This is a genomic window from Stenotrophomonas sp. Pemsol (genome assembly GCF_003586545.1).
GTDB classification, from domain to species: Bacteria; Pseudomonadota; Gammaproteobacteria; order Xanthomonadales; family Xanthomonadaceae; genus Stenotrophomonas; species Stenotrophomonas sepilia.
The window spans coordinates 3,007,737-3,022,295 of the sequence record NZ_CP025780.1 but is presented as its reverse complement, the minus strand read 5'-3'; the positions used below and the strand labels follow the sequence as shown (position 1 = coordinate 3,022,295).

At 66.2% G+C, this 14,559-nt stretch carries 12 protein-coding genes; 7 read left to right on the top strand and 5 right to left on the bottom strand.

The genetic code is table 11. The annotated features are described in order from the left end of the window. Positions 1–3: 3 nt before the first annotated feature. From fdhE to fdnG, 5 genes are all read right to left on the bottom strand, one after another. Positions 4–987 (bottom strand): formate dehydrogenase accessory protein FdhE, encoded by a 984-nt coding sequence (gene fdhE / locus PEM_RS13895; protein WP_065179096.1) that lies wholly within the window; start codon positions 985–987, stop codon positions 4–6. After that, positions 968–1,183: a hypothetical protein gene (locus PEM_RS20315; RefSeq protein WP_146257604.1), complete on the bottom strand. Its 216-nt coding sequence runs from the start codon at positions 1,181–1,183 to the stop codon at positions 968–970. Before PEM_RS20315 ends, fdhE begins: the two co-directional genes overlap by 20 nt. Before the next feature lie 274 nt (positions 1,184–1,457). Continuing rightward, entirely contained in the window at positions 1,458–2,105 is a 648-nt protein-coding gene (locus PEM_RS13890; protein ID WP_119706116.1) for a formate dehydrogenase subunit gamma, read from the bottom strand. Beyond that, positions 2,102–3,019 (bottom strand): formate dehydrogenase subunit beta, encoded by a 918-nt coding sequence (gene fdxH / locus PEM_RS13885; protein ID WP_053500839.1) that lies wholly within the window; start codon positions 3,017–3,019, stop codon positions 2,102–2,104. The genes PEM_RS13890 and fdxH overlap by 4 nt, the downstream gene beginning before the upstream one ends. 10 nt (positions 3,020–3,029) lie before the next feature. After that, the gene (gene fdnG / locus PEM_RS13880) at positions 3,030–6,098 is read right to left on the bottom strand and encodes a formate dehydrogenase-N subunit alpha (protein ID WP_141239396.1); all 3,069 of its coding nucleotides are present in this window, start codon (positions 6,096–6,098) and stop codon (positions 3,030–3,032) included. A gap of 290 nt (positions 6,099–6,388) precedes the next feature. Here fdnG and gmk point away from each other — a divergent pair, with 290 nt between their 5' ends. The 7 genes from gmk (at position 6,389) to PEM_RS13840 (ending at position 14,316) form a co-directional block, all read left to right on the top strand. Then, on the top strand, positions 6,389–7,054 hold the full coding sequence (gene gmk / locus PEM_RS13870; RefSeq protein ID WP_119706114.1) for a guanylate kinase: 666 nt from the start codon (positions 6,389–6,391) through the stop codon (positions 7,052–7,054). Positions 7,055–7,164: 110 nt separating this feature from the next. Further along, positions 7,165–7,464: a DNA-directed RNA polymerase subunit omega gene (rpoZ, locus tag PEM_RS13865; protein ID WP_005410877.1), complete on the top strand. Its 300-nt coding sequence runs from the start codon at positions 7,165–7,167 to the stop codon at positions 7,462–7,464. A gap of 106 nt (positions 7,465–7,570) precedes the next feature. Continuing rightward, on the top strand, positions 7,571–9,733 hold the full coding sequence (locus PEM_RS13860; protein WP_005418955.1) for a bifunctional (p)ppGpp synthetase/guanosine-3',5'-bis(diphosphate) 3'-pyrophosphohydrolase: 2,163 nt from the start codon (positions 7,571–7,573) through the stop codon (positions 9,731–9,733). 168 nt (positions 9,734–9,901) lie between these two features. Further along, positions 9,902–10,288: a RidA family protein gene (locus PEM_RS13855; RefSeq protein ID WP_005418954.1), complete on the top strand. Its 387-nt coding sequence runs from the start codon at positions 9,902–9,904 to the stop codon at positions 10,286–10,288. Between the two features lie 7 nt (positions 10,289–10,295). Continuing rightward, positions 10,296–12,407 (top strand): ATP-dependent DNA helicase RecG, encoded by a 2,112-nt coding sequence (gene recG / locus PEM_RS13850; protein ID WP_119706113.1) that lies wholly within the window; start codon positions 10,296–10,298, stop codon positions 12,405–12,407. A gap of 639 nt (positions 12,408–13,046) precedes the next feature. After that, positions 13,047–13,985, top strand: a complete 939-nt coding sequence (locus PEM_RS13845; RefSeq protein WP_065197147.1) for a nucleoside hydrolase — start codon at positions 13,047–13,049, stop codon at positions 13,983–13,985. An 88-nt stretch (positions 13,986–14,073) separates the two neighbouring features. After that, the gene (locus PEM_RS13840; RefSeq protein ID WP_005410871.1) at positions 14,074–14,316 is read left to right on the top strand and encodes a type B 50S ribosomal protein L31; all 243 of its coding nucleotides are present in this window, start codon (positions 14,074–14,076) and stop codon (positions 14,314–14,316) included. Positions 14,317–14,559: the final 243 nt, after the last annotated feature.

The following is a 14,559-nucleotide window of genomic DNA, read 5'->3' as shown; positions in this document are numbered from 1 at the left end:
AGGTCAGTCGCCGTCGGATTGCCACAGCAGCGGGTTCTGGCTGGCGCGCGCATAGCCTTCCTCGGCCAGCAGCAGGTCCAGCGCCAGCGTGCCGAGGTCATCGGCCACCGGCTCCAGTGACGGATCTTTCTCCAGGTACAGGATCTTGCGATAGCTGTGGCAGTGGTCGCAGGTCTCGGCGCGCACCGCACTCTCGCGCACCGCCTCGCCGCTGTCACCGTCCACCTCGGCCAAAGCGCGATAGGCAATGTCCTTGCCGGCGGCGCCGCACTGGCTGCACTGCACGCGCACGTAATGCCACTGGCAGGCACACAGCGAGCACGACAGGTAGCGATAGGCGGCGTAGGGCGGGCGCGCCTGCACCACGCTGGCCACCGGCAGCGTGCCACAGAGCGGGCACAACCCTGGCGCATCGGCCAGCGGCTTCAGGTCGGTCGGATGGAAGCTGGCGGCGAGCACCGCCCAGTACACCTGCAGCGCGTTCATCACCAGCAGCGCAGCGACGGCGTCGACCGAGGGCGCGTCATCGCGTTCCAGCACCGCATGCGCCTGTGCATCCAGCCACGCATCATCAGCGGCGGCGACGCGCTGTAGTTCCTGCCGGGTTTCCACAGGCAGCCCGGTTTCGTCGGCACAGTGCCGGCACAGCGTACGCAGCCAGTCGCGCCAGCGCCCATCCAGTTGCAGTGTGTTGGCCGGCCGCAACGGCATGCCGGCGCTAGCCGCCGCGCTCGACTGCTGCGCGCGCGCCTGTGCCTGAAGCCCCTCGCGTTGCTGCGGCGTCAACTCATCCAGCAGCGCCTGCTGCGCATCGGCCAGCGCCGCCAGCAGCTGCAGGTAGCCACCGATGGCACTGTGCGCGGCCAGGCTGCGCAGGCGTGCCGCGCGCGTAGCGAACAGTGACCCGGTATCAGGCAGGATGATGCGCGGCACATCGCGCGAGGCGAGCGTCTCGATCTCACCGGGTTCAAGGATGCGTTGCGCCATGCAGGGCCAGCCAGAAGAACCAGGCTCCATCCTCGCTGTTGTCGGCGCTGGCGTCCAGCGTGTTGCCGGCCATTTGAAAGGTTGGGGTCAGAACCGTTTTCCACAGGAAAACGGTTCTGACCCCATCGGTTGGTTGAAAGTGGATCCCGAGCGTTGGTCGGGATTCGATCAGTGCCGACCAACGGTCGGCACCCACCGACAGATCGCGGCCAACTGTCGGAGGCGGGGTGGGTCCGGTTGCGGGAGCGTGAGCCGCATGGATGCGGCGACCGAGCTTACATGGGTGAGGGCGCTTTGCTTGCGAAGCACTGCTTCGCAAGCGCCCGAACGCACAGCCGCCAGCGGCTGGGCCGGGCCCCGGAGGGGTACTTGCAGCGTCTCCCGCAACCGGATCCACCCCGCCATCCCACGGATAGCCGCTGTTGCTGTTGCCTTGGCTTGAAGCAGGTGCAGGGCCGCAGGCCCTGCAGCTACCCTTGTTCCCGCCGCCCGCGCAGGATGTCCCGGAACCACTGCCGGTGGTGCTTGTACGCCCACCCATAGGTCACCTTGCCTTGGGTCATCGCCCGCACCGACCCCTTGATCCAGATCGCCGCATAGATGTGCACCACGATCGCGCAGATCAGCACCCAGCCGAACAACGCATGGGCGAGCACCGAGAAGCGGATCACCCCGATCGGGAAGAAGTGGCTGAAGTACTGCCGCCAGATCACGAAGCCGGTCAGCAACAGTGCCGACAGGCAGCCGATGATGGCCCAGAACAGCAGCTTCTGGCCGGCATTGAAGCGACCGACCGGCGGCAGCTTTTCATCCTCGTTGCGCAGTACATCGCGCATGCCCCGCATCCACGCGCGGTCGTCGGCGGTCGGCAGATTGTCGCGCCACATGCGCAACGCCAGCAGCGCAAAGCCCACCACCATGGCCAGGCCGATGAACGGATGCAGGATGCGCGTCCACGGTCCGCCACCGAGCAGCTGGGTCAGCGGGAACAGGGCAGGGTGGAACAACGCCAGCCCGGACAGCGCGGTCAGCACGAAGCAGATCGCCACGATCCAGTGGTTGATGCGGGTCGGCGCGCGGTAACGGATGATCTGCCGCGGGTGCGGGGCGTACTTCATGGCCGCTGCTCCTCTTCGATCTTCTTCGCCTCGTGCTCGGCTTGTTCTTCTTCCTCGTCATTGACCGTGTTGCGGCCGATGCCGATGTAGTGCAGGAAGCCAGCAAAGGCCGTGGCGGCGATCGCCAGCACGCCCAGCGGCTTGGCTACGCCCTTCCAGACTTCCACCATCGGGCTGATGCGCGGGTCCTTGGGCAGGTCGGCGTAGAGCTCGGGCTTGTCCACATGCTGCAGCACGTACATCACGTGGGTACCGCCGACGCCCTGCGGGTCGTACAGGCCGGCGTTTTCATAGCCGCGTGATTTCAGGTCTTCCACGCGTCCGGCGGCGTGCTCGGTCATCGCCTGTTTGCTGCCGAAGGTGATCGCCCCGGTCGGGCAGGTCTTCACACAGGCCGGCTCCTGGCCGACCGCCACCCGGTCCGAACACAGCGTGCACTTGTAGGCCTTGTGGTCCTTCTTGGAGATGCGCGGTACGTCGAACGGGCAGCCGGTCACGCAGTAGCCGCAGCCGATGCAGTTCTCTTCCTGGAAGTCGACGATGCCGTTGGCGTACTGGATGATCGCGCCGGGCGACGGGCAGGCCTTCAGGCAGCCCGGGTCGCTGCAGTGCATGCAGCCCTCCTTCCGGATCAGCCACTCCAGCTTGCCCTTCTCGTCCTCGTACTCGCGGAACTTCATCACCGTCCACGACTGTTCGCTCAGGTCGGGCGGGTTGTCATAGCTGCCAACGCAGCTGCCCACTTCGTCGCGCAGGTCGTTCCATTCCATGCAGGCGACCTGGCAGGCCTTGCAGCCGATGCACTTGCTCACATCGATCAGCTTGGCGACCTGGCCGGTGTGCGCGCCCCGCGCCTCCGGCGAGGGCGTGGTGGTGGCCGAGCGGCGGATGATGTCCAGCGATTGCAGTGGCATGGCGTGTCTCCTACACCTTCTCGACCTTGACCAGGATGCACTTCGACTCGGGCGTCTGCGAGTTGCCGTCACCGATGGCATTGGTCAGCGTATTGGCGATATATCCGGGCTTGGCCGCACCGAGGAAGCCCCAGTGGATCGGCACGCCCACCTGGTGCACGGTCTTTCCTTCGATCTGCAGGGCCTTGATCCGCTTGGTCACCATCGCAACGGCTTCGATATGGCCACGCTTGGAACTCACGCGCACGCGGCTGCCGTTGGTGATGCCCAGCTCGTCGGCCAATGCCGCACCGATCTCGACGAACTGCTCGGGCTGGATGATGGCGTTGAGCTTGCCGTGCTTGGTCCAGAAGTGGAAATGCTCGGTCAGGCGGTAGGTGGTGGCCACATGCGGGAACTCGTCCGGCGAACCGATCTGTGCACGGTCGCTGGCGAACACGCGTGCCGCGGGGTTGTTCAGCGTCAGGGCCTGGCCGGGGCTGAGCGGATTGCTGCGCAGCGGGGTATCGAACGGTTCGTAGTGCTCCGGGAACGGGCCTTCGGCCATGCCGGCCTTGGCGAAGAAGCGGGCGATGCCTTCCGGGTTCATGATGAACGGGCCCATCCCGCCGGCAGGATCTTCATCGGCCTTGAAGTCCGGCACGTCCACGTTGCCCCAGTTCTTGCCGTTCCAGGCCAGCAGCGTGCGGCGTGGATCGAACGGTTGGCCTGCCACGTCGCACGAGGCGCGGTTGTACATCACGCGGCGGTTGGCCGGCCACGCCCAGGCCCAGCCCAGCGTGTTGCCGATGCCTGTCGGGTCACTGTTGTCACGCCGCGCCATCATGTTGCCGGTCGGGCCCCAGGCGCCGATGTAGATCCAGCAGCCGGAGGACGTGCTGCCATCGTCGCGCAGCTCGCCGAACGCGGCCAGCTGCTCGCCGGCCTTGCGCACCAGCTTGGTCGGGTCCTTCGGATCGAACACGTCGGCCAGCGCCTTGCCGTTGTATTCCATCGCCAGTTCTTCCGGCGTCGGCAGCTCCGGGTTGGAATACTTCCAGGCCAGGTCGCGTACCGGCTCCCACCACGCACCGCCATCCTTCTCGTACATCGCCTTGATGCGATGGAACAGCTCGGACATGATCTCGATGTCGCTGCGCGCTTCGCCCGGCGGGTTGGCCCCCTTCCAGTGCCACTGCAGCCAGCGCGAGGAATTCACCACCGCGCCGTTCTCCTCGGCGAAGGAAGTGGTGGGCAGGCGGAACACTTCGGTCTGGATCGTGCTCGGGTCGACGTCGTTCAGTGCGCCGTGGTTCTGCCAGAAGGCGATGGTCTCGGTTTCCAGCGGATCCATGCTGACCATGAACTTCAGCTTGGAGAACGCACTGATCAGCTTGCCCTTGTTCGGCGCCGAGGCCAGAGGATTGAAGCCCTGGCAGATGTAGCCGTGGATCTTGCCCTCGTTCATCAGCTCGTACGCCTGCAGCATGTCGTACGGCTTGTCGAGCTTGGGCAGGTAATCGAAGCACCAGTTGTTGTCGGCGGTGGCGGCATCGCCCCACCACGATTTCATCAAGCTGACGTGGAACTTCGGGTAGTTCTGCCAGAACGACATCTGGTTGGCGCGCAGGGGCTTCTGCGTGCGCTTGGCGATGTAGGCGTTGTAGTCCTGCTCATCCTGTTTTGGCAGCGTCAGGTAGCCGGGCAGCAGGTCGGACATCAGGCCGATGTCGGTCAGGCCCTGGATGTTGGAGTGCCCGCGCAGCGCGTTCATGCCGCCACCGGCCACGCCGATGTTGCCCAGCAGCAGCTGCACCATGGTGCCGGCACGCACGTTCTGTGCGCCGATCGAGTGCTGCGTCCAGCCCAGCGCGTACAGGATGGTCATCGCCTTGTCCTTGCCGGCGGTGGACGCGATCATGTCCCACACCTGGCGGATGCTGTCGGCCGGCGTGCCGCAGATGCGCTCGACCATCTCCACGGTGTAACGCGCGTAGTGTTGTTTCAGCAGGTTGTAGACGCAGCGCGGATCCTTCAGCGTCGGGTCGCTGCGCACGAATCCATCGTCACCGTAGGCATAGTCCCAGCTGGAACGGTCGTAGCTGCGCTTTTCTTCGTTGTAGCCCGAATACAGGCCGTCCTTGAAGGCGAACTCGTCCTTCACCAGGAACGACATGTCGGTGTAGTTCAGCACGTACTCGTGCTGGATGCGGTCCTCGGTCAGCAGGTAGTTGATCAGGCCGCCCAGGAACACGATGTCGGTACCGGTGCGGATCGGCGCGTACACATCGGCAACCGCGGCCGAGCGGTTGAAGCGCGGATCGACCACGATCAGCCGGGCCTTGTTGTGGGCCTTGGCCTCGGTCACCCATTTGAACCCGCACGGATGCGCCTCGGCGGCGTTGCCACCCATGATCAGGATCAGGTCGGCATTCTTGATGTCGACCCAGTGATTCGTCATCGCACCACGGCCTAGCGTCGGGGCAAGACCTGCCACCGTCGGGCCGTGTCAGACACGTGCCTGGTTGTCGAATGCCAGCATGCCGAGGGAGCGGACGACCTTGTGGGTCAGCACCGCGGTCTCATTGCTGGTGGCCGAGGCCGCCAGCATGCCAGTGGTCAGCCAGCGGTTGACCGTCTGCCCGGCTTCGTTCTTCTGCACGAAGTTGGCATCGCGGTCTTCCTTCATCAGCCGCGCGATGCGGTCCAGCGCATCGTCCCAGCTCAGCCGCTTCCACTCGTTCGAGCCCGGCGCGCGGTACTCGGGGTAGAGCAGGCGCGACTTGCTGTGGATGATGTCGGCCAGGCCGGCACCCTTCGGGCACAGCGTGCCGCGGTTGACCGGATGGTCCGGGTCGCCCTCGATGTGGAAAATGCTCGGCTCGGCGTTCTTGGCGCCATCGCCGAGGCTGTACATCAGGATGCCGCAGGCCACCGAACAGTAGGTACAGGTGTTGCGGGTCTCGGTCGCGCGGGTCAGCTTGTATTGCCTGACCTCCGCGAGCGCGATGCCGGGCGCGAAGCCCATCAGTGCCAGGCTGGAGCCGACCAGGGTTGTCCCGGTCACTTTCAGGAACTGGCGGCGGCTCATCGATGGCATGCCGTTCTCCTGGGATGGCGGGGAGGCGCAGGCCTCCGGGCTGTCGTTGGGTACGGGCCGGTTATAGCACAGGCCCCCGGATGCCCATGTGGCACAAGGCGCGGCGCCTGCCGGACGGGCCCGGAAAGGGCCTGCTCTGGTAAAGTTGCGTGCCCGCCCCCTGGGGAAGCGTCTGCCGGGCCTGGTTCCAGGATGTTCCGCGCAGCCCCCGCCGTCCTGGCGCGATCCTCCGCGCCGGATCTGGAACACCGAGGAAAAATTTTGCGAAATCAACCAATTGGGTTCCGCGCATGAGCGCCCCGTCGAAGCCGTCGGACGCCGTTGCGCGCGGCACGCTGTACATCGTGGCCGCCCCGTCCGGCGCCGGCAAGAGCAGCATCGTCAATGCCACGCTGGCCCGTGACCCGCAGATCGCCCTGTCGATCTCCTTCACCTCGCGCGCGGTGCGCCCCGGTGAGGTGAACGGCCAGCATTACCACTTCGTCAGTGCCGAGAAGTTCGAGCAGATGATCGCCGCCGGCGACTTCTTCGAGCACGCCTGGGTGCACGGCGACTGGAAGGGCACGGCCCGGCAGTCGGTGGAGCCGCAGCTGGCCGCCGGCCAGGATGTGCTGCTGGAGATCGACTGGCAGGGCGCGCAGCAGGTGCGCCAGCTGGTGCCCGGCACGGTCACCGTGTTCATCCTGCCGCCGTCCAAGCAGGCCTTGCAGGACCGCATGCGCAAGCGCGGCCAGGACAGCGAGGCGGTCATCGCCCAGCGCCTGGGCGCGGCCCGTGATGAAATGCTGCACTTCAACGAGTTCGACTACGTCATCGTCAACGAGGTGTTCGACACTGCCGTGGACGAGCTGTGCGCCATCTTCACTGCCAGCCGCCTGCGCCGGGAGGCCCAGAAGGTCCGCCACGCCGGCCTGATCCAGGCGCTGCTGACCCCCGATCCGGGTGCAACTGACTGATTCCAAAAGAATCGGGTAGGGGTTGGCTTGATTTTGTCCAGCCCCTGCCAGTACACTCCGTCCCCTTTCCCTCATTCGACTGAGCGGCCGACCGGTCGCCGGGAGCCCGTATGGCCCGCATCACCGTAGAAGATTGCCTGGAAGTCGTTAACAACCGTTTCGAACTGGTCATGATGGCTTCCAAGCGTGCCCGTCAGCTCGCCAACGGCGTGCAGGCCACGCTGGACAACAGCGAGACCGAGGACAAGCCGACCGTGCTGGCGCTGCGCGAAATCGCCGCCCGCAAGATCGACAACGCCCTGATCGACGAAGTCGAAAAGGCCGAGCGTGAGCGCGCCGAGCGCGAAGCGCTGGAGTGGGCTGCCGCCGAAGTGGTGGCCGACGAAGACATGTCCAAGAACGACGATTGATCGCATCGATCAACGTAATCGTTGGATACACCGAACAGCCCGCCCCGTGCGGGCTGTTTCGCATTCAGGATTTGCCGTAAACGTCGCGCTGGAATAGGCTTCGGGCATGAACCCAGGCCCCACTGCCAAGGTCGCCGCAGCCCCCACTGCCGCCGTACCCGACTACGTCCTCCAGCTTGAACGCGCCGCCCATTACCTGCCGCCGGAACAGCTGCCGCTGTTGCGCCGTGCCTGGGAAGTCGGGGCCTCCGCGCACGCTGGGCAGACGCGCAAGTCGGGCGAGCCCTATATCACCCATCCGGTGGCCGTGGCCCAGGTGCTGGCCGAACTCGGCCTGGACGTGGAAGCGCTGATCGCCGCGATCCTGCACGACACCATCGAAGACACCCCGCTGACCCGCGAAGCGCTGGCCGCCGAGTTCGGCGAAGCCGTGGCCGAACTGGTCGACGGTGTCACCAAGCTGGACAAGCTGAAGTTCCGTGACCGCCAGGAGGCGGCCGCCGAGAGCTTCCGCAAGATGCTGCTGGCGATGTCGCGCGACCTGCGCGTGATCATGATCAAGCTGGCCGACCGCCTGCACAACATGCGCACGCTGGGCGCGCAGAGCCGCGAAGCGCGTGGCCGCATCGCCCGCGAGACGCTGGAGATCTACGCGCCCATCGCCCAGCGCCTGGGCATGAGCCTGGTCAAGAGCGAGCTGCAGAACCTGGGGTTCAAGGCGCTCTACCCATGGCGCCACGCCATCATCGAAAAACACATCCGCAGCCAGCCGGTGGTGCGCCGCGAAGCGATGGCGCAGGTGGAAGTGCAGCTGTCGCAGCGCCTGGCCAAGGAGGGCATCGAGCATCGGCTGATCAGCCGCATCAAGACCCCGTGGAGCATCTACAACAAGATGCGCGACGAGAACAAATCCTTCGACCAGGTGATGGATGTGTTCGGCTTCCGCCTGGTCGTGCGCAGCGTGCCCAGCTGCTACCACGCGCTGGGTTCGGTGCACGCCACCTTCAAGCCGCTGGATGGGCGCTTCCGCGATTTCATCGCCATTCCCAAGGCCAACGGTTACCAGTCGCTGCACACGGTGCTGTTCGGGCCGTATGGCTCGCCGATCGAAGTGCAGATCCGTACCGAGGAAATGGACCTGATCGCCGAACGCGGCGTGGCCGCGCACTGGACCTACAAGTTCGGCGGCGATTCGCCCAACAGCGCACAGAGCCGTGCCCATGCCTGGATCGTCGAGCTGATCGACTCGCAGCGCGCCGCCGGTTCCTCGCTGGAATTCCTCGACAACGTCAAGGTCGACCTGTTCCCTGACGAGGTCTACCTGTTCACCCCGAAGGGCAAGATCCTGGCCCTGCCGCGCAACTCCACCGCGCTCGATTTCGCCTACGCCGTGCATACCGACGTGGGCAACATGGCGGTGGCTTCGCGCGTGGACAAGAAACTGGTGCCGCTGCGCACCAAGCTGGTGTCGGGCCAGTCGGTGGAGATCATCACCGCGCGCTCGGCCACGCCGAAACCGCAGTGGCTGGAATTCGTGGTCACCAGCAAGGCGCGCACCGCCATCCGCCATCAGCTCAAGCAGCTGGAGCACGAAGACGCCGTGCAGCTCGGCCACCGCATGCTCGACCGCGCGCTGGAAGCGATGGATTCGTCGCTGGAGCGCCTGCCGAAAGGCCGCCTAGATGCGTTCCTGGCCGAACACCGCTTCCCGCGCCTGGAAGCGCTGCTGGCCGAGGTCGCACTGGGCAACTGGATGCCGACCCAGGCCGCGCAGGCGCTGATGGCCTACGCCGAACTGCGTGGCGGCCCGCATTCGCGCCACCACTCGCAGGAGAAAATCCTGATCAACGGCAGCGAGCGTGGCGTGGTGACCTTCGCCGGCTGCTGCCAGCCGATACCCGGCGACGAGATCATGGGCTACCACACCGCCGGCAAGGGCATCGTGGTGCACCGCATGGACTGCCCGAACCTGGCCGAGCTGCGCAAGTCGCCCGAGCGCTGGGTGCCGATCGGCTGGGACACCACCGTCTCCGGCGACTACGACACCTCGCTGGTGGTGGAAGTGGAGAACGGCACCGGCGTGCTGGCGCAGCTGGCCGCCGCCATCGCACAGAGCCATTCCAACATCGAGCGCGTGGACTACCTGGACCGCGACTTCAACGCCGCCGTGCTGGCGTTCAACATCCAGGTGCGCGACCGCAACCACCTGGCCGAAGTGATGCGCCGCCTGCGCCGCCTGTCGGTCGTGCAATCGGTACGCCGCCAATAACCCTGCTTCGGATCCGGGGTCGGATCCCTCTCCAACGGAGAGGGCTCTGACCCCATCATGCACGGGGTCAGAGCCGTTTCCCGCCGGGAAACGGATCCGACCCCAGCCGATGCCGCGCCCAGCCGGTACAATCACCGCTCTGTTTTCCCCCAAGCACCGGAGCGACCCATGTCCCGCCAGATCATCAACACCGAAAAGGCCCCCGCCGCCATCGGCCCGTACTCGCAGGCCGTGCGCGCCGGCAACACCGTGTACTTCTCCGGCCAGATCCCGCTTGACCCGGCCACCGGCGACATCGTCGGCGCCGGTGACGTCGAAGCGCAGGCCCGCCGCGCCTTCGACAACCTCAAGGCCGTGGCCGAAGCGGCGGGTGGCTCGCTGGACAAGGTCGTGCGCCTGGGCCTGTACCTGACCGACCTGGGCGAGTTCGCCAAGGTCAACGCGGTCATGCAGGACTACTTCCAGGCCCCGTACCCGGCCCGTTCCACCATCGAAGTCTCCGGCCTGCCGAAGGGCGCCAGCTTCGAGGTCGACGCGGTGATGGTCATCGACTGACCGCCACGTGGCACGCAAGGCGGCGGTCACCCCGGTCCTGTCACCGTCCGGCGAAGCATCCCTGGCGATGCTTGCCGGCGTCGGTCCGGCCGTGGCCGCCAAACTGCAGGCACGTGGCCTGGCCACCCTGCAGGATCTCTGGCTTCACCTGCCGCTGCGCTATGAGGACCGGACCCGGCTGACCCGCATCGAAGACCTGCGCAACGGTGTGCCGGCGCAGGTGGAAGGGCGGGTGGTCGCGGTCGAGCGTGGCATGCGCTACCGGCCGATGCTGAAAGTGGCGGTGGAAGACGAAGGGCAGGGCACCCTGGTGCTGCGCTTTTTCCACTTCCGCCAGCAGCAGGTCGGGCAGTTCGCGGTCGGCACCCGGCTGCGCTGCTTCGGCACGCCCAAGCCCGGCCACCTCGGCCTGGAAATCGTCCATCCCAGCTACCAGGTGCTGGGCCGCAACGACGATCCCGAACTCGGCGACCGCCTCGACCCGGTGTATCCCACCGTCGAAGGGGTCGGCCCGATGACCATGCGCAAGCTGATCGGCCAGGCGCTGGACCGCCTGCCCGAGGAAAGCACGCTGGAACTGCTGCCCAACGGTTGGCTCGATGGCCTGGGCCTGCCGCCGCTGCGCAGCGCGCTGCTGACCGTGCACCGGCCACCGCCGGATGCCGATCTGGCCGCGTTGGCGGCTGGTACCCACCCGGCGCAGCGTCGCCTGGCGATGGAAGAACTGCTGGCCCATCACCTCAGCCTGCGTCGCCAGCGTATTGCATTGCAGGCGCACCATGCGCCGCCGCTGGCCGGCCCCGGAAAACTGGCCAAGGCGCTGCTGAAGCAGTTGCCGTTCGCGCTGACCGGCGCGCAGGCACGCGTGTTCAAGCAGATCCGTGAGGACCTTGCGCGGCCCAGCCCGATGCTGCGGCTGGTGCAGGGCGACGTCGGCTCCGGCAAGACGGTGGTGGCCGCGCTGGCCGCCATGCTGGCGGTGGAGCAGGGCAAGCAGGTCGCATTGGCCGCCCCCACCGAGTTGCTGGCCGAGCAGCACCGCAACAATCTGCGTGGCTGGCTGGAACCGCTCGGCGTGCGCATCGCCTGGCTGGCCGGCAAGGTCACCGGCAAGGCGCGCGCCAAAGTGATGGAGCAGGTCGCCAACGGCGAAGCGCAGGTGGTGGTCGGAACCCACGCGCTGATGCAGGAGGCGGTGGTGTTCCAGGACCTGGCGCTGGCCATCGTCGACGAGCAGCACCGCTTCGGCGTGCACCAGCGCTTGGCGCTGCGCGACAAGGGCGCGGGCGGCAACAGCGTGCCGCACCAGCTGGTGATGACCGCCACGCCGATTCCGCGCACGCTGGCGATGTCCGAATACGCAGACCTGGATGTATCGGCCATCGACGAACTGCCACCGGGCCGCACCCCTGTGCAGACCGTGGCCTTGAACAATGACCGTCGCCCGGAACTGATCGAGCGCATTGCGCTGGCCTGCCAGGAAGGGCGGCAGGTGTACTGGGTGTGCACGCTCATCGAGGAAAGCGAAGAACTGGATGCCACCCCGGCGCAGGCCACCTACGAATCGCTGCAGGCGCTGCTGCCGGGCGTTCGCGTGGGGCTGGTGCATGGCCGCCTGAAGGCTGCTGAAAAGCTGGCGACGATGGTGGCGTTCAAGGCCGGCGAGATCGACCTGCTGGTCGCGACCACGGTCATCGAAGTGGGTGTGGACGTGCCGAATGCTTCGTTGATGGTGATCGAGAACGCCGAACGTCTCGGCCTGGCCCAGCTGCACCAGCTGCGTGGCCGCGTGGGCCGCGGTTCGGCGGTGTCGCGCTGCGTGCTGCTGTACCAGGCACCACTCTCGCAGATGGCGCGTGAGCGCCTGCAGACCATGCGCGAAACCAACGATGGTTTCGTCATCGCCGAGAAGGACCTGGAACTGCGCGGCCCCGGCGAACTGCTCGGGACGCGCCAGACCGGCCTGGCCGGTTTCCGCATTGCCGACCTGGCCCGCGACGCTGGCCTGCTGCCCGGCGTGCATGAGTTGGCCGAGCGCCTGCTGGACCAGCAGCCCGCGCTGGCCGACCGCGTGGTTGCACGGTGGATCGGCACCGCTGTGCGTTACGCCTCGGCGTGAGTAGTGGGGTCAGAGCCCTTTGCACAGCAAAGGGCTCTGACCCCATTTCCGGCACGCTCACCCACGCATGGCGTGGATCTACTGTACAGCCGTGCTCGGCTGCCGTTCGCGCTGCGCGCGGGAGTCGAGCATGGCTCGACGCTACAGACAGTGCTTTTGATCATTTCCATGTTCATCCACGCATCGCGTGGATGTGTCGACCAAGGTCGACACCTACCAACAGCGGTAGCGATCTGTCGAAGGCAGGGTGGGTCCGGTTGCGGGGGTGTCCGCGGCATGGGCCCGAGGCATGCCTCGGGCGGGTTGGGCAGGACGCCCAACCCAGGCCTTGCCGTGTGCGCAGGACAGCGCACACGAGCAAGCCGCGGCCAAGCCCCCATGGGTGAGGGCGCTTTGCTGGCGAAGCCCTGCTTCGCAAGCGCCCGAACGCACAGCCGCCAGCGGCTGGGCCGGCCTGGGGGTTTACGGCGTCCCCCGCAACCGGATCCACCCCGGCCTCCCCCAGGAAACCAGCTTTTGCCGTTGCTGTTGATGTTGCCTCTGCGGGTGCAGGGCGCAGCCCTGCCGAACCCCAACCCCCGTACTTGCAACGGTCATCATCCCGGTCCACACTTCGTTGCCGATCTGAAGACGGCAACGATGACCCACAAGATCCCCCTGTTGATCGACACCGATCCCGGTGTGGACGACGCCTTGGCCCTGCTGATGGCCTTTGCCGATGAACGGCACGACGTGGTCGCCCTGACCATCGCCGCCGGCAATGTCGGCCTCGAATACACCGTCCGCAACGCCCTCAAGCTCTGCGACATCGTCGGCCGCCCCGACGTACCGGTGTTTGCCGGCAGCCCCGATCCGCTGCTGCATCCCTCCGTTGACGCTGCCCACGTGCATGGCCGTGATGGCTACGGCGACGTGGACCTGCCGCCGCCGAGCCGTCAGGCCGAGGCCGAGCACGCTGCCTTGGCCATCCTGCGCCTGTCGCACGAACACGCCGGCGAACTGATGCTGGTGATGTTGGGCCCGCTGACCAATCTGGCGCTGGCACTGAAGCTGGACCCGACCCTGCCCCAGCGCATCAAGCGCATCGTGGTGATGGGTGGCGCGGTTACCTGCCACGGCAACATCACCCCGGCAGCCGAATTCAACATCGCCTTCGATCCTGAAGCCGCGCACGTGGTGTTCACCTCGTTCAAGCACCTGCTGGTGTCGGACTGGGAGGCGACCGTTGCCCACGGCCTGCCGCTGGAGGACGCCGAGAAATGGCTGCAGGCCGATTCCGACCGCGCCCGCTTCTACGAACTGATCTCGCGCAAGACCCGCGCGCTGTCGGAAGATGCCAAGGGCGGCCGCTGGTATACGGCCGATGCGGTGGCCATGGCGTGGGCGCTGAATCCGGAAGGGCAGCTGCAGGTCGAGTCACGGCCGCTGAACGTGGAGCTGAATGGCACGTTCAGCCGCGGCGCCACCATCGTCGACTGGAACCGCCAGACCGGCCAGCCGGACAATTGCGATCTGCTGATGGCCTACGACCAGCCGCGTTTCGAGGCCCTGGTGCGCCAGGCCCTGGGCGCGGACTGACCTCGATTGACCGCCACCGGTTGCCCCGAGCGGCAACCGGTGCTTATAATGCCGCTCTTGACCACCAGCCCATTTACGGTGTGAGCCCATGAAGGCCGATATCCATCCGAACTACCGCGACGTCGTCTTCCATGACGTCACCTCCGATTTCAAGATCCTGACCCGCTCCACCATGGCGACGAAGGAAACCATCCAGTGGGAAGACGGCAACGAATACCCGCTGGTCAAGGTTGAAATTTCCTCTGCTTCGCACCCGTTCTACACGGGCAAGCACAAGGTCATCGACACCTCGGGCCGTATCGACAAGTTCCAGAAGCGCTACGCGCGCTGATCTGTCGATCCAGCTTCGAACCGACGGCCGCGCTCTGCGCGGCCGTTTGTTTTTCCCCAACGCCAACCCAACGGGCGTTTGGATGGACGGAACACTGCGTTCGTGTGACAACGCTTTTGCCGATCCGGGCCGCTCAACGGCCGGTGTCCGGCCGCCTGTCGTATACGACTTCCGTCTAGCACCCGACAAATGCTGCTGTGCGATAATGACGTGATCCCCGGCACAGGCCGAGGACGTCATTCA